This window comes from Mycolicibacter sinensis, assembly GCF_001667375.1.
In the GTDB taxonomy this organism is placed as follows: domain Bacteria; phylum Actinomycetota; class Actinomycetes; order Mycobacteriales; family Mycobacteriaceae; genus Mycobacterium; species Mycobacterium sinense_A.
Genome location: NZ_LZIN01000042.1, coordinates 26,405 through 43,326, shown reverse-complemented (window position 1 = coordinate 43,326; position 16,922 = coordinate 26,405). Strand labels below are relative to the sequence as shown.

General features: G+C 70.1%; 7 protein-coding genes. 1 reads left to right on the top strand and 6 read right to left on the bottom strand.

The features are described 5' to 3' along the window. A partial coding sequence (locus A5771_RS09295) for an HNH endonuclease signature motif containing protein (RefSeq protein WP_131808906.1) occupies positions 1–576 on the top strand: 576 nt, incomplete at its 5' end. 18 nt (positions 577–594) lie between these two features. On the opposite strand, the gene A5771_RS09290 is transcribed toward A5771_RS09295, so the two are convergent. The 6 genes from A5771_RS09290 to A5771_RS09265 all read right to left on the bottom strand — a co-directional run bounded on the left by A5771_RS09290 (position 595) and on the right by A5771_RS09265 (position 16,921). Further along, positions 595–1,587, bottom strand: a complete 993-nt coding sequence (locus A5771_RS09290; protein WP_064854931.1) for an NAD-dependent epimerase/dehydratase family protein — start codon at positions 1,585–1,587, stop codon at positions 595–597. 5 nt (positions 1,588–1,592) lie between these two features. Then, the gene (locus tag A5771_RS09285; protein ID WP_064854930.1) at positions 1,593–6,950 is read right to left on the bottom strand and encodes a non-ribosomal peptide synthetase; all 5,358 of its coding nucleotides are present in this window, start codon (positions 6,948–6,950) and stop codon (positions 1,593–1,595) included. Next, positions 6,947–14,014: a type I polyketide synthase gene (locus A5771_RS09280; protein ID WP_064854929.1), complete on the bottom strand. Its 7,068-nt coding sequence runs from the start codon at positions 14,012–14,014 to the stop codon at positions 6,947–6,949. Before A5771_RS09280 ends, A5771_RS09285 begins: the two co-directional genes overlap by 4 nt. 170 nt (positions 14,015–14,184) lie before the next feature. Next, positions 14,185–14,868, bottom strand: a complete 684-nt coding sequence (gene regX / locus A5771_RS09275; RefSeq protein ID WP_064854928.1) for a two-component sensory transduction protein RegX — start codon at positions 14,866–14,868, stop codon at positions 14,185–14,187. Beyond that, the gene (locus A5771_RS09270) at positions 14,865–16,043 is read right to left on the bottom strand and encodes a sensor histidine kinase (protein WP_064854927.1); all 1,179 of its coding nucleotides are present in this window, start codon (positions 16,041–16,043) and stop codon (positions 14,865–14,867) included. The genes regX and A5771_RS09270 overlap by 4 nt, the downstream gene beginning before the upstream one ends. Before the next feature lie 128 nt (positions 16,044–16,171). Continuing rightward, on the bottom strand, positions 16,172–16,921 hold the full coding sequence (locus A5771_RS09265; protein WP_064854926.1) for a phosphoglyceromutase: 750 nt from the start codon (positions 16,919–16,921) through the stop codon (positions 16,172–16,174). Between the last annotated feature and the right edge of the window lies 1 nt (position 16,922).

Genomic DNA, 16,922 nt, shown 5'->3' with positions numbered 1-16,922 from the left:
GGCCATGCGTACCACTATCTGAGTGTGTTCGACGGCCAAGGCCGGGCGCTGTGGCTGGGCCGGGCCAAGCGGATCGCATCGGCGGATCAGCGCATCGTGTTGCACGCGCGGGATCGCGGCTGTACCCGGCCCGGGTGTTCAGTGTCGGGATATCTGTCCCAGGCCCATCACCTACAGGACTGGGCCGACAACGGCCAAACCGACATCGATTCCCTCGCGCTGGCGTGCGCACCCGATAACCGGATGGCCAGCGAGCAAGGCTGGGTCACCCGACTCGGCGAATCCGGCCGGGTCGAATGGACCCCACCGCCCAAACTCGACCACGGGCAACCCCGGGTCAATCCCTTCCACTTCATCGAAGCCGTCATCGACTACCACCGCCGCCCGCCACCGGGTGACCCGCCCGACCAGCAACCACCACCCGACGACCAATGGCCACCACCCGACGAACGGCCACCGCGCGATGACCCGGTCTTCGACGACCCACTGTTCGACGAAGCCGCCTACGACGCCGTGCCCGTCCAGGGCCACGCCCAACGACACCTCTTCGACGACGATCGGGCCGAAGCCGGATGACGACGTGCCGCCGGTTGGTCAGCGGGCGAGGTAGCCGTTGTCGCGGTACCAGTGGTAGGCGTCGCGCAGCGCGGTGCGGAACGAGGTGAACGGCAGGCGCAATTCCTCGCGAGCCTTGGTGGAGTCGGCGAAGATCTCCGCCGCTGAGAGCCGCATCTGGTGGGCGCCGATCGGCAGCCGCGGCCCCACCACCGCGCGGGCAAGGCCGATGCCGGCCGTCGCCACCGGTATCGTCCAGCGCGGCAGCACGATCGACGGACCCCGCTGGCCGGTGACCTCGTTGGCGATGGCGAACGCCTCACCGAACAACAGGTTCTCCCCGCCGAGAATGTAGCGCTCACCGATCCGGCCCCGCTCGGCCGCGGCGACATGGCCGGCCACCACGTCCTCGACCGAGACGAAGTTGGTGCCGCCCGGCGCGGCAACCCGCAACCGGCCCCGCTGCGCCTCGACGATCATCGCGCTGGCGATGCGGTTGACGTCACGCGGGCCGATGACCACCGACGGGTTGACGATCACCGCCGGCAAGCCCGCCGCGACGGCATCGCGCAGTACGGTCTCGGCCAGGTGCTTGCTGTGGCCGTAGGGGAACCGGCGGGGGCGGATGTTGAACTCGTCGGTCTCCACCAGCTCACGCCCGCGCGGCGGAATACCGAGAGCAGCAATCGAACTGGTGTAGACGAAGCGCTTGATGCCGGCCCGCCGAGCGGCCTCCGCCATGTCGCGGGTTCCGTCGACGTTGGTGCGGTACAGCTTGGCCTGAGTTCGGTGACGCCAGTAGTCCGACACCGCCGCGGTGTGGAACACCCAGTCGCAGTCGGCCATCGCCGCGGTGAGCGCCTCGACACCGTCGAGCACGTCGCCGACCCGGGTCTCGCAGTCCAAACCTTCGAGTGCGGCCATCGGAGATGTCGAGCGCCGCAGCACCCGCACCTCGATGCCGCGGTCGAGCAATGCCGCCACCAAATTCGAGCCGACGAATCCGGTTCCCCCGGTGACCAATGCGCGCATCGTGTTCAGAACCGGTAGGTGGTACAGCCGACCTCGACGCCGGAACCGACGGCCATGATCAGCGCGACGTCGCCCGGCTTGACCAGCCCGCGCCGCCGAACGTCGGCGATCTGATAGGGCAGGGCCGAGGTGAACGGGTCAGTGGTCCAGCCCTGCGCCTCCAGGTCGACGAACCGCGACCGGTCTACGCCGATGTGCGCGGCCAGATCGTCGAGAGCGGCACCGGGCAGATGCGGCGGCAACACCAGCGCGATGTCATCGGGCCCCAGCGCCTCCAGGGCCAGCAACTGCTTGACCGCCGACGGCAGGCAGCTCACATAGATCGCCGCCAGGTTCGGGTCGCGGTCCACCCGCAGCCACATCCGGCCGTCCCGCTGTTGGGTGTGGGTCGCCAGCGCCCCGCGATGCTCCGGGTGGTGTTCGAAGACGAAGCGGCCGAAGCCTTCCGGGCCGTGGCTCGGGCTCAGCATGATCGCCGACCCGGTCTCGGCGATGCCGGTGCGTGGGTAGCCACTGTCCGGAGTGTTGTTCTCCACTTCGGAGGCCAGCACCATGGCGTGACCGGTGTGGCCGGCGCCGATCATGCCGGCGGCGACGTGGCAGCCGTTGAGGAAGCCGACCGCGCCGTTGAGGATGTCGAACGCGAAGGTTTTGGCTGCGTCCGCCGACTCCGGCTCGGCGTTGATCCCGACCTCGCCGGCCACCAAGGTGGCGACCGCGGGTTCGCTGAGGAAGTCGTCGCGGTAAATGCCGGTGTGGATCACCAGTCCGACCTGGGACCCGTCGACACCGCTGTCGTCCAGGCAAGCCCGGGCGGCGTCCACCGCGAACGCGATGGAACTCGGCGGGCCCTGGCTATCCGAGGCGATACCGACACCGTCGATCCGCACCCGCGGTGTCGCCGGCAACTCCCGGCGGCCGCGGGCGGACCGCCCGGCACCGGCGGGCTGGCCGTTGGCGGCCCGTCGTATCCGGTCGGGCAGGTCGTCGAAGGTGTACAGCCCGGTGCCGATGGTCTGCCCGGAACCGGTGATCGACAGCACCACGTTGTCGCCGGAGTTGATCCGGCCCGCGTTGATGTAGTCATACAGCGCGACGAAATGCGTTGTGGTGGCGGTGTTACCGCGTTCGGCCAGGTTGCAGATCGTGTTGGCCCGGCTGGCCGCGCCCGCCCCGAACACCCGGTTGATGGTCAAGATGGCGTCGTTGATCGACGCCTCGGAGGTCTGGTGCATCAGCAGCTGATCGGCCGTCTCGGGCCTCCAGCCGTGGCGCTGCATCACCGCGGCGACGTAGGGCACCGAGTGCTTCACCGCGATCGCGGTCTGGGTGACCGAGTCGGTGACCATGATGGCGCCGCCGTGCGGGCCCTCGGTGGCCTTGGCGATGCACAACTTGGCGAATTCGCTGTAGGTGGCCAGGTCGAGGTCGTGGAAGCCGACCCGGTCGCCTGCTCCGAGTTCGAGCACCACCGCCGCGCCGGCATCACCAACGGTCAGGCAGGCCAGCCGCGGATCCATCGCGCCCTCGATCTCCTGTTGCGCGGTTTCGGTGATGTGGCTGATGTACTCGCCGCTGACCACCAGGGCGTTGCGCACCAGGTGCGTCTTGAGGAAGTCCTGGGCCACGCTGATGCCGGTGAACATGCCCGCGCAGGCGTTGTTGATGTCGAAGCACACCGCGTTGGTCAGGCCCAGCTGATCCCGCAACTGGGAGGCGGTGCTGGGTTCGAAGGTGAACATGTGCTCCGGGCCGTCGCACCGGGAGATGTTGCAGGCGATGACCAGGTCGATCTCTTCGGCGGCGTAGCTCGATCGGGACAGGCAGTCGCCGATCGCCTTGCGGCCCAAGTCGATCGAGAACTCGTCGACGCCGGCCATCCGCCGGTTCTTGATGCCGGTGAGGCGCTCCAGTGGGATCTTCACCTCGTTGACGCAGTCGGCCAGCACTTGCTCGGTGGAGACCGCCCGCGGGGGCAGGTACACCCCGAGGCTTTCGATCACGACGTTGCGGGCCGGGCCGGTCCGCACCGGCTTGATCACCGGCGCCGCAACGGGTCTCGACGGTGCCGGCTTCTCAACAGCGGGAGCTTCCGGCGCTGCAGCGGTGGTGTCGTCACCGATCGGGCCGAATTCTTCGGCCAGCTCGGCGATGGTGCCGTAGACGAACAGCGACTCCGGGCGCAGCTCCATGCCGAGCTCGCCGACCCGCACCGCGACCTCCAGGGCCTGGGTGGAGGCCCCGCCGAGCGCGAAGAAGTCGTCGGTGACGCCGACGCGGTCGGTGTCGAGCACCTCGCGCCAGATCCCGGCCAGCGTCTCTTCGGTGCGGTTGCGCGGCGCCACGAACTCTTTCGGTGCGGCGTCGAGATCCGCATCGATGGCCAGCAGCGCCCGGCGGTCCACCTTGCCGCTGGGCGACAGCGGAAGCAGGTCGGTGCTGCGGAACACCGCGGGCACCATCGCCGCCGGCACCAGCTCCAGCAGGAAACGGCGCAGCTCGGTGGTGCCCGGCGCTGCGGCGACCGGCACGATATGCGCGATCAACGCGGTGTTGCCGGCGGCGTCTTTACGGGCCACCACGGCGCATTCGGCGATGCCGGGGTGCTTGGCCAGCGCGGCCTCCACCTCGCCGAGCTCGATGCGGAAACCGTTGATCTTCACCTGATCGTCGCGGCGGCCCAGGTATTCGATGTTGCCGTCCGGGCGGTAGCGGGCCAGGTCGCCGGTGCGGTAGAGCAGAGCGCCAGGCTGGGAGCTGAACGGGTCCTCGCCGAACGCGGCGGCGGTGGCCTCCGGCCGGTTCAAATACCCGCGGGCCACCCCGACGCCGCCGATGTACAGCTCGCCGGGCACCCCTACCGGGACCGGGTTTCCCGCGGCGTCCAGCAGGTGGATCGCGATGTTGGCGATCGGTCGCCCGACCGGGATGATCGGTTCGGTTACCCCACGCCGGCAGTGGAAATGGGTGACATCGATGGCGGCCTCGGTCGGGCCGTAAAGGTTGTACAGTTCGGCGGGCAGCGTGTCGAAGAACGCGTCGCGCAGGTCGCCGGTGAGCGCCTCGCCGCTGCAGAACACCCGGCGTAGCCCGGTGCAGGACGCCGCCCCGGGTTCACCCAGAAAACGGCGGAGCATCGACGGCACGAAATGCATTGTGGTGACGCGCTCTTCGACGATGGCCCGAGCCAGATAGCCGGCGTCCTTGTGGCCCTCCGGTTTGGCGATCACCACCCGGGCGCCAACGATCAACGGCCAGAAGATCTCCCAGACGAACGGGTCGAAGTTGATCGGGGTCTTGTGCAGCACGCGGTCGTCGGCGGTCAGCCGGTAGGCGTCCTGCATCCACAGCAGCCGGTTGCGAATGCCGGCGTGGGTGTTCAGCGCCCCCTTGGGCGCACCGGTGGAACCGGAGGTGTACATCAGGTAGGCCAGGTCGGCCGAGCTCACCTCTGGAGCTGATTCCTGCTCTGCGGGCAACGCCGAAGACTGGTCCAGACACAGTCGGGCGCCGGTGAAATCCGTTGGCACACCGGCCAGATGCCGGCGGTGGGTGACACAGACCGGCGCGTCCGGCACGTCGGCCAGCATCGCCTCCATGCGCCGAGCGGGCTGGGCCGGATCCAGCGGCAGGAAGACACCGCCGGCCTTGAGCACACCGAGCAGCGCGATCACCAGGTCTTCGGAACGCTCCAACAGCACCGGCACCACGTCGGTCCCGTTGCCGGCGCCGACACCGAACTGGCGCAGCCGGTGCGCCAGGCCGTTGGCCCGCCGGTCGAGCTCGCCGTAGCTGAGCTCCCGGCCGTCGTAGCTCACCGCGACGGCGTCGGGTGTGCGCGCCGCGGCAGCGGTCACCATCTCGTGCAGGAAGGCCGGGGCATCCGGGTAGTCGACCCGGGTTTCGTTCCAGAACTGTAGCTTTGCCCGTTCGGCGCCGGTGAGCATTGGCACCTGCGATACCGGAGCGTCGGCGGCGCCGGGCTCCACCAAGCCGGCCAGCAGCACGGCGAAGTGCTGCGCCATCGCGGTCATGGTCTCGGCGTTGAACAGATCGGTGTTGTACTGCAGCGCGAGCTGCAGCTGGTCGTCCTGCTCGCCGACCTGCATGGTGATGTCGAACGGCGAGCCGCCCTGGCCGATGTGCAGGGTTTCCAGGGGCAGCGTGCCGTCACCGGAGCCGGCACTGGCCTCCGCTTCCTCGAACAGCCGGACCTGCTGCCAGGCGAACGACACCTGGAACAGCGGGGTGCGTCCGGCGTCGCGGACCGGCCGCAGGCGCTCGACCAGCAGCGGCAGCGGGTATTCCTGGTGGCCGATGGCGCCCAGCACGGTGTTCTTGACCTGACCAAGCAGCGCAACGAAACTCGGGTCTTCGCTCACGTCCACGCGCAGCGGCAGCGGGTTGGTGACGTAGCCGACCATGCCCATCAGGCCGGCCCGGTCGCGGCAGGCGAACGGTGAGCCGATGATCAGGTCGTCCTGGCCGCTGTAGCGGTGCAACAGCACCGCGTAGGCGGCCAACAGCGTCATGTAGGGCGTCGCACCGACGGTCCGCGCCACCTGCTTCAACCCGGCGGTGACCTGCGCGTCGACGCTGAACCGGTGCAGCGCACCGGCGTAGGTCTGCACGGCCGGCCGCGGCCGGTCGGTGGGCAACGCCAGCGTCGGCAGCTCACCGCCCAGCGCGTCGCGCCAGTACTCCCACAGCCGCTCGCCATCGGGCCCGGCCAGCATCCGGTTCTGCCCGGCGGCGTAGTCGACGTAGCGGTCCGCGGTCAGCTCCGGTGCTGAACCGCCGTGCTCGGCGGCGTACAACGCGCGCAGTTCGTCGAGGATGACGTCGATGGACCAGAAGTCGACGGCGATGTGGTGCACGCTCAGCAACAGCACGTGATCGTCAGGACGCTGCAGCAGGGTCAGCCGTATTACCGGCCCGGTGCTCAGATCGAACGGCCGGTCGGTCTCGGTCTGGATCCACCGCTCGAGTTCGGCCGCGTCCGTACCGATGCGATGGGTGGCGATCCGCATCGGCCAGTGCGGGTGGACCAGCCCGACCGGCTGGCCGTCACGCTCGGTGTAGGTGGTGCGCAGCATCGGGTGCCGGTCCACCAGGGCTTGGGCGGCCCGCTCGAGGGCCGGCACGTCGAGTCCGCTGCGGATGCGTCCCGCGTAGGCGACGGTGTAGGCGGCACTGTCGGGGGACAGCCGGTGCACGAACCACATCGAGCGCTGCCCGTAGGACAACTCGTGTTCAGACGCCGCGTTCTGGGCTTTGGCGGCCAGCAACTGCGCCAGCAGTTCGCGCTTTTCCTCCGGTGACAGGCTGGCGATGTCGATGGGCGCCTCAGGTTGGTCCGTCATGGGCTACCCCCATCCTTGGCATGCTCGCCGTCGGCGAGCATCTTCGCCAGCAGCGCATCCACCGCGTCGTCGGATAGGTCGGACACCTGCGACAGCAGGTCCATCTCCGGCGCGGGCTCGGCGACGCTGGGCGGTGCGGCCTGCTCCGGCCGGGCCTCGCCGGCGGCCGCCAACTGCTCATTGAGCCAGCCCGACAGGCTGACCACACTCGGCCCATCCAGCAGCCGGGCCACCGGAACGACGATTCCGAGTTCGCGCTCCACCTGAATGCGAAGTTCCAGGGTGATCAGCGAATCCACCCCGAGGCTGTTCAGCGGCGCCGCCACGTCCAGGCCGGCCGGGGCCAGGCCCAGCTTGCCGGCGACCAGATCGCGCAGGTAGGTCTCCAGCAGCCGCTGGCGTTCCTGGGCGTCCGCGGCCTGCACCGCCTCGAACAGACCGCTTCCGGTCGCCGCCTCACCGGAGACCTGCAAGTCGCGCAGCAACGGTGCCTGCGCGCTGGGACGCCACCGCGCCCAGTCGATGTCGAGCACCATGACCTGCGGCGCGACTGTGCCGCCCAGCAGGCCGGCCAGCGCGGTGAAGTAGTCCTGCGCCGACATGCCTTCGACGCCGTAGTGCGTGAAATGGCGGTGCAGCTCGGAGTTGGTGAACATGCCCAGCCCGGCCCACGGGCCGAAGTTGACGCTGAGCGCGGGCCGCCCGGCGGCGCGGCGGTGCCAGGCCAGGGCGTCCAGGAAGGCGTTGGCGGCCCCGTAGTTGGCGGCTCCGGGCGAACCCAGCACGGAGGCGGCCGAGGAGAACAGCACGAAGAAGTCCAGCGGCGCATCGGCGGTCAGCGTGTGCAGGTTCCAGGCGCCCTGCACCTTCGGCGCCATCACCTCGCGCAGCTGGGCGGCGTCCAGGCGGGCCAGGATCGCGTCGTCGACGGTGCCGGCGGCATGCACCACACCGCGCAGCGGCGGCATCGACGCGCCGATGCCGGCGAGCACCGCGGCGACGCTGTCGGCCTTGGTGACGTCGCCCTGGGCGACCGTCACCTCGGCGCCGGCCGCACGCAGCGCATCCAGCGTCGCCTCCGTCGCCGCTGACGGCGCGCGGCGGCCCATCAGCACCAGGTGCCGCGCCCCGCGCTCGACCAGCCAGCCGGCCACCTCGCCGCCGACCGCGCCGAGGCCGCCGGTGACCAGGTAGCTGGCGTCCTCGCGAAGCGCGAACTCACCCGACTGCTGGTAGGCCTCGCGGTAGGGCTCCAGCCGTGCCACGTAGCGCCGGTGGCCGCGCAGCGCCACATCCGCCTCACGCTCGTCCGACCAGACCTCGGTGAACAGCGCCCGCAACTCTTCGGGACCGCCGCCGGCGGACAGGTCGACGCCGGTGACGCGCAGTTCCGGGTGCTCGTGGTCGATGCTGCGGCCCAGCCCCCAGACCGGGGCCTGCCCGATCGACAGCGCGGCGGATTCGTAGTCACCGGCCGGCTGCGCCCCGCGGGTCACCAGCCACAGCCGTGGCGATTCCGGCCAGCCGGCCACCGTCAGCGCCTGCATCAGGTGAACCACGCTCAGCGTCCCGACGGTCGTCGCCGTCTCCAGCGATTCGACGCTGGTGTCGGCCGGCGCTGCGGCCAGCAGGTTCCACAGGTGCAGCACGCCACGGCACGGCGGGCGGTCGCCGCCGAACGCCGCGCGCAGCAGCTCACCGAAGTGTTCGGGCCGGCCCGGGTCGATGCGGTAGCTGTCGGCGGTCACCCGCTCGATTGCGGGCAGCCCGACGACCGGTTCCACCAGCACGCAGGACTGGGCCTGCGCCTCGAGGTGGTCGCGCAGCGTGTCGGCCACCGGGCCGTCGGCCAGGATCAGCCAGCTGCCGGGTTCGCCGGATCGGCCCTCGGCGTCGGCGGCGATCGACGCGGGCTGCCAGCGCACCTGGTAGCTGCGGTCGGCCGGGTCCGCGGGGGCGGTGGTGATGGCCGGGGCCTCGGATAGTCCGGCGATCAGGGTGCCGGTGGCCAGCAGCGTCCAGTCCCCGCCGGCCGCGCTGCCGTAGCACTCGAACGCGTCATCGATCAGGGCGAACTGCACGGTGCGCGTCTCGGCCGGAGCGCCGCGCAGGTTCAGCGCACCGACCGATCGGCTGCCCGGGCCGAACGCCACCTCGACCGCCTGGCCGGCCAGCTCACTGAGCTGCTCGGCGGACAGCGGCCCGGTGGTCACGTCGATCTCGGCCAGCACCGCGTTCTGGGTGACCGACCGGATCGGCCCGCGCCAGCCGCCGGGCGCACCGGCGCTGCGGGGCGCCGCGATGGAGCCGGCGTCCAGCCAGGAGTGCACCCGCTGCCAGGGGTAGGTGGGGGCGGGGACACAGCGACTGCCCTCGGGGTAGACCCGCTCCCAGGCCACCGCGTGTCCGAGGGTGTAGAGGGTGCCCAGCGAGCCGAGCATGGTCGAGCGGCCGTCATCGTCGCGGCGCATCGACGGCAAGAAGGTGCAGGTGCGCCTCATGTCTTCAACGTCTTCGCGGGCCGCCGTCAGCAGGATCGGGTGCGGGCTGAGCTCGACGAAGGTGTCGTGCCCGGTCTCCAGCAGCCGTCGCAGCGCGGCCGAGAACCGCACCGGCGAGCACAGGTTCGCCACCCAGTAGTCGGCGTCGAGCAGCGTGGAGCCGACCAGCTCCCCGGTGACCGTCGAGTACAGCGGCACCGTCGGCGCGGTCGGCTTCAGCTTGACCAGGCTGCCGCGCAGTCCCGCGCCGAGGGCCTCCATCTGCGGGCTGTGCGAGGCGACGTCGACCTCGATCCACCGGCAGAACCGGTCCCGCTGCGTCAGCGTGGCCATCAGCGCTTCGAGCACCTTGCGCTCACCGGCGAGCACCGTCGACCGGTGGCTGTTACTGGCGGCGACCGCCACCTGCTGCTCGTGCCCGGCGATGAGTTCCTGCGCTTCGGCCATGGTGGTTTCGGTGACCATCATCGCCCCGCGGCCGCGCACTCCGCGCAGCATCCGGGCCCGGGCGCAGATCACCCGCGCGGCGTCCTCCAGGCTGAGCGCTCCGGCGACGTGAGCGGCGGCGGCCTCACCGAGGCTGTGTCCGACCACCGCGGCGGGCTCGACGCCCCAGGACCGCCACAGCGCCGCCAGGGCCACCTGAATCGCGAAGATGGTGGGCTGCAGGATGCCGATGTCGCCGAGCTTGGACTGCTCCTGCGGCTTGGCCAGTTCCTTGAGGATCGAGTGCCCCAGGTGCGGGTGCAGCGCGTTGTCGCAGGCGGCCAGGGCGTCGGCGAAGACCGGCTCGTCGGCCTGCAACCGCTGCGCCATGCCGGGCCACTGCGAGCCCTGACCGGAGAAGATGAACGTCACGCCCGGCCCGGGCCGGCTGGGGGCGCAATGCCCGACCGACAATCCCCGGCGTGATTCGCCGAGGCGGTAGGCCGACAACGACTCGAACAGCGCCGCCGGGGAGTCACCGACGACCGCAAGCCGGTAGTCGTGGTGGCCGCGCCGGGCACCGGCGGTGTAGCAGAGGTCGGTCAGGGCGCTAGCGCTGCCGAATAGAGCCATCTCGTACTCGCCGACCAGCGCGGCCAAGGCCTCCGGTGACCGGGCCGAGAGCGCCAGCAGCTCGGCGCGCGCCGGCGCGAAGTCGTCGGGGTGGCTGCTACGGACCTGCGGGGCCTCGGTGAGCACGACGTGGGCATTGGTGCCGCCGAACCCGAACGAGCTGACCCCGGCCACCGCGCGGCTGCCCGCCGGCCACGGCGTCAGGGTCTGCACCACCTCCAGCGGCAGGCGGTCGAAACTGATGTGCGGGTTGGGTGCGGTGTAGTTCAGGCTGGCCGGGATGGCCCGGTGCTGCAGCGACAGCGCCACCTTGATCAGGCCGGCGATGCCGGCGGCTGCCTCCAGGTGGCCGATGTTGGTCTTGACCGAGCCCACCAGGCAGCGACTGTCCTGCGGGCGGCCCTCGGCCAGCACGGCGCCCAGCGCGTTGGCCTCGATGGCGTCGCCGATCGACGTTCCGGTGCCGTGCGCCTCGATGTACTGGACCGCACCGGCCGGCAGGCCGGCCCGGCGGAACGCCTCGGTGAGCACGCCCTCCTGGGCCCGTCCACTCGGCGCGATCAGGCCGTTGGTGCGGCCGTCGGAGTTGGTGGCGCTGCCGCGGATCACCGCGTAGATCGGGTCGTTGTCCTCCAGCGCCTTACTCAGCGGCTTGAGCACCACCACGCCGGCGCCCTCGCCGCGCACGTAACCGTCGGCGTCGGCGTCGAACGTCTTGCACCGGCCGTCCGGCGCCATCACCCGGGCCTTGGAAAAGTTGATCGCCAGGGCCGGCGACAGGATCACGTTCACCCCGGCGGCCAGCGCCATGGAGCACTCACCGTCGCGCAGGCTGCGGCACGCCAGGTCGACGGCGACCAGGGACGACGAGCAGGCGGTGTCGACCGACAGGCTCGGCCCGTGGAAGTCGAAGGTATAGGACAGCCGGTTGGCGGCGATGCTCAGCGCGTTGCCGGTGCCGGTGTAGGCGTCGACGAGCTGGGGCTGGCCCAGCCGTAGGAAGCCGTAGTCGTTGGTGGAGATGCCGACGAACACTCCGGTGCGGCTGCCGGCCAGGGCGTCCGGCACCTGACCGGCGTCTTCGAGGGCCTCCCAGGCCACCTCGAGCAGCAGCCGCTGCTGGGGATCCATCTGCGCCGACTCGCGCGGCGAGATACCGAAGAATTGAAAATCGAAGCAGTCGACCCGCTTGAGGAAGCCGCCGCGGCGGGTGACCGCGGTGCCCGGCACCGACGGGTCGGGGCTGTAGAACGCGTCGACGTCCCATCGGTCGGCGGGGACCTCGCTGGTGGCGTCTACCCCGCCGGACAGCAGCCGCCAGAAGTCGTCGGGGCCGTCGGCGCCCGGGAAGCGGCAGCCGATGCCGACGATCGCGATCGGCTCGTCGGCGGCGGGCCGTGCTGTGTTTTCGGCGGCCTGATCGGCCGGGGCCTCCGTCGCGACCCGCGCCAGGTGCTGCGACAGGATGTCGATCGACGGGTATTCGTAGGCGATGGTCGGGGCCAGCTCGCAGCCCAGGAACTGCTCCAGGGCGGTCGACAGGCGCACCGCGTGGATGGAGTCCAGGCCGTAGAAGGCGAACGGCTTGGCCGGGTCGACCTCGGCGGCGGGCAGCTCAAGTTCCTGGGACAACCGGTCGACGAGCCACGCGCTGATCTCGGCCGCGCCGCGCTCCCCGTCCCCGCCCTCGGCCCTGGCCGCGGGGGCAGGTTCGGGCTCGGCCGGCGCCGGCGGTTCGGCGGCGGCGGCCGGCCACTGCGCGACCACCGGCAGCGCGCCGTCCAGGTAGCGCTGCTTGCAGGCGCTGCGCTGAATCTTGCCGCTGGAGGTCGTCGGCAGCTGCAGGGGCTGCACCAGCACGACGGCGTGGGTGCGAACCGTGTGGTTCTCGGTGACCGCGGTGCGGATGACCTGCATCGCCTCGTCGGCCGCGTCCCCGCTCAACCGGCTCGGGTCGACCTCCTGCACCACGACGAGTTGCTCGGCCGCGCCCGGTTCGGGGGCGATCGAGAACACCGCGCCGCGGCCGCGCAGCAGCGCCGGGTTGGTGTTCTGAACGGTCAGCTCGATGTCGTTGGGGTAATGGTTGGTGCCTCGGATGATGATCAGGTCTTTGCGGCGGCCGGTGACGAACAGCTCCCCGGAATGCAGGAAGCCCAGGTCTCCGGTGCGCAGGAACGGGCCCTCACCGCTGTTGGACAGGGTCGCGGCGAACGTCTCGGCGGACAGCTGAGGTGCTCTCCAATAGCCGTGCGCGACGCTGCCGCCGGCCACCCAGATCTCGCCGACCCGGTCGCCCGCGCATTCACGACGGGTCTCGGGGTCAACGATCACCACCCGCTGGCCGCCCGGCGGTTTGCCACAGCCGATCAGTGTCGCCGCGTTGGGGTCGCCTGCGGCGACGTCGACGACCCTGCTGTCGCCCAGCGCGATGCGGTCGATCTGGCGGGCGACCGGCACCGCCGAGTCCGACCCGCCGGAGACCAGCAAGGTGCCCTCGGCCAAGCCGTACACCGGCAGGAACGCCTCGCGCCGGAAGCCGGCCGGAGCGAACGCCTCGACGAAACTGTCCAACGTCGCGGCGCGCACCGGTTCGGCGCCGCACATGGCCGTCGCCCAGTGGGACAGGTCCAGGGCCGCGCGCTCCTGCGGACTGCTGAGCTCGATGCACATGTCGTAGGCGAAATTGGGGGCCGCGGTGATTGTGCCGCGGTGCCGGGTGATCGCCTCCAGCCACCGCATCGGCCGTTTGATGAATGCGCTCGGCGGCATCAGCAGCGAATGGCCGCTGGCGTTGAGCGTCGAGAGCAGGCCGCCGATCAGCCCCATGTCGTGATAGGGCGGCAGCCAGAAGACACCTCGCACCGGCCCATCGATCCGGTCGCCCCAGGCCTGCAAGATGGTGTCCAGGTTGTGCACCAGGTTCCTGTGGGTCAGCACGACGCCCTTCGGCGCGCTGGTCGACCCGGAGGTGTACTGCAGCATGGCGACGGTGTCGCCGTCGATCTGCGGCGGCACCCAGGCCGCCTCGCGGCCAGCGGCGTCGTTGATGTCGGTGAGCGACCACCGCAGCGCCTGACCGCCCGGCAGCGCATCGATCGCGGGCTTGATCCTGGGCTCGATCTCGGCGGTGGTGAGTGCGAAGCCGGGGTCGACGTCGGCGATGATCGACTCGACGCGGCCGACCAGGTGCTCGCGCATCGGTGGGTGCACCGGGATCGCGATGGCGCCGGCGTAGACGCAGCCGAAGAAGCTGGCGATGAAGTCCAGCCCGGGCGGGCACAACACCAGCACCCGTTCGCCGCCGGCGCCCTGGCTCTGCAGTCCGGCGGCAATCTGGCGGGCGCGCAGGTCCAGCTCCCGGTAGGTCACCCGGCTGGTCTCGCGCTCGTCGCCGTCCCGGGAGAAGGTGAACGCCGGCTGGTCGCCACGCTGCCCGGCACGCTGGATCAGCAGGTCCACCAGCGTGCGTAGGGTGTGCACCGTGTGGTCCGGCCCGCTCATCGATCGCGTCTCCCGTATGACTAACGAAAATTGGCTTTAGATTGGGCCCAGCATTCTGCAGGTAACCTTCATTAAGGTTACCTTAAGAACGCGGACGTCAATTCCGTGATTTTCGGCGACGACGACCGCACGGGCAAGTTAGGTCACCCAATCAAGCAGCGGGAGCGGGGTCAGCCCTCCAGCTTGTATCCGAGACCGCGCACGGTAACCAGGTGCACAGGGTTGGCGGGGTCGGCCTCGATCTTGGACCGCAGTCGTTTTACGTGGACATCCAAGGTCTTGGTGTCGCCGACGTAATCCGCGCCCCAGACCCGGTCGATCAACTGACCGCGGGTGAGCACCCGGCCGGTGTTGCGCATCAGGTATTCGAGCAGGTCGAATTCCTTGAGCGGCAGGGTGATCTGCTCGCCGTTGACCATGACGACGTGCCGTTCGACGTCCATGCGCACCGGGCCGGATTCCAGTACGCCCTCTCCGACACCGCCCTCGTCGTCACCGCCACGGCGCAGCACCGCGCGGATCCGGGCGATCAGTTCGCGGGCCGAGTAGGGCTTGGTCACATAGTCGTCGGCCCCCAGTTCCAGGCCGACGACCTTGTCGATCTCGCTGTCGCGAGCAGTGACCATAATCACCGGGACGCTGGAGCGGGCCCGCAGCGCCTTGCAGACGTCGGTGCCCGACATTCCCGGAAGCATCAGGTCCAGCAGCACGATGTCGGCGCCCGCCCGGTCGAACTCGGCCAGCGCCGCGCTTCCGTCGGTGACCACGGTCGCCTCGAACCCCTCCTTGCGCAGCAAAAACGCCAGCGGGTCGGCCAACGACTCCTCGTCCTCAACGATCAACACGTGGGTCAACGCTCCTCCTTCTCGTGGTCCACACTGCCGTAGGCGGGAATAGTCAAGGTGAACGTCGAACCGGTGCCCGGCTGGCTCCACAACGTGATGGTGCCGTTGTGGTTGGCCGCCACGTGCTTGACGATCGCCAACCCGAGCCCGCTGCCACCGGTGGCCCGCGAGCGCGCCTTGTCACTGCGGAAGAACCGCTCGAAGACCCGCTGCTGGTCCTTGCGCGCGATTCCGATGCCGCGGTCGGTGACCGCGATCTCGATGAAGCCGTCCCGGCTGCGCCGGCTGATCGACACCGGTGAGCCATGCGGCGAGTAGGCGATCGCGTTCGACACCAGGTTAGCCAGCGCGGTAACCAGTAGCGGCTCGTCGCCGAGCACCCGGAAGCCACTCGGGGCGTCGGTGGTGATGGTGATCTCCGCGTTGTCGGCGGCCACCTTGTGCCGGGAGATCGCCTCGTTGACCACACTGTCGACGTCGACGACGCCCAAGTCCGGTAGCGGATCGGCGCCCTGCAGCCGGGACAGCTCGATCAGCTCCCCGATCATGCTGGCCAGCCGATTCGCCTCGACCAGCACCTTCTCGGCGAACGGGCGTACCGCCTCGGGGTCGTCGGCGACGGCCAGCAGCGCCTCGGCGAGCAGTCCCATCGCCCCGACCGGGGTTTTGAGCTCGTGGCTGACATTGGCCACGAAGTCGCGCCGGCTGGCCTCCATCCGGGCCTGTTCGGACTGGTCGTCGACGATCACCACCGCAAACCGGCGATCCTCCTCGGACAGCAACCGGGCGTACCCGCGCACCGCCGACAAGTCCGACCGGATCGCCCCGGTCGCACGCTTGGCCGCCGAGAGGTCGAACACGACCTCCTCTTCACCGGCCAGTGCCCGTTGCGCGGCCGCCCAGGCGACATCGTCGAGCAGCCGGCCGTGCACCAGACCCAAATGGGAGGCGCGATCGTTGAGGTAGACCACGTCGCGGTGGGTGTCGACGACGGCGATCCCCAGCGATGCGTGCGCCACGATCCGCTGCAGCATCTGGGAGACGGTGATGCCGGCGCGTTCGGTGACCACCCGCCGGCGCCGCTCGGCCAGCCGGGGCGAGAGCCAGATCCCGGCCGCCACCCCCGCCGCCAGGGCCGGCAGTGCCGACACCGCAGCAAGCGTCAGCGCCGAAGTCGCAGCCACGGCAAAATCGTACGCAGTTCGAGCGCCCTATCCGACTAGCGGTCGACCACGACGTGCGCCGAATGTGAATTCAGGGGGAAGATTTCACCCGATCTCCACCGGTCATTCACACTGGCGGCGCACTCCGGCTACTTGGCGCCCTGACTGGCCACCGCCGCGGCCCCGGCGGCGGCCGCCTCGGGGTCCAGGTAAATGCCGCCGGCGACCTTCGGACGCAGCTCGGCGTCCAGGTCATAGCGCAGCGGGATGCCGGTGGGGATGTTCAGACCGACCACCTCGTCATCGGACATCTGATCCAGGTACTTCACCAGCGCCCGCAACGAGTTGCCGTGCGCGGCGATCAGCACCGTCTTGCCGTACCGCAGGTCCGGGATGACGACGTCGGTGTAGTACGGCAGGAAGCGCGCCACCACGTCGGCCAGGCACTCGGTCAGCGGGCCGCCGCCGATGTCGGCGTAGCGGGCGTCGGTGTCCTGGCTGTAGCGGCTGCCGGCCTCGATCGGCGGCGGCGGGGTGTCGTAGCTACGCCGCCACGTCATGAACTGGTCGTCGCCGTAGCGGGCCTTGGTGGCGGCCTTGTCCAGGCCTTGCAGGGCCCCGTAGTGACGTTCGTTGAGCCGCCAGGTGCGGTGCACCGGGATCCAGTGCCGGTCGGCGGCGTCCAAGGCCAGGTTCGCCGTGGTGATCGCGCGGCGCAGCAGCGAGGTGTAGGCCACGTCCGGCAGCAGATCGTGCTCGACGAGCAGCTGGCCGGAGCGGATTGCCTCGGTGCGGCCCTTGTCGGTCAGGTTGACGTCCATCCAGCCGGTGAACTGGTTGCTGGCGTTCCATTCGCTCTCTCCGTGGCGCAGCAGCACCAGCGTGGCAGTCTCAGACATA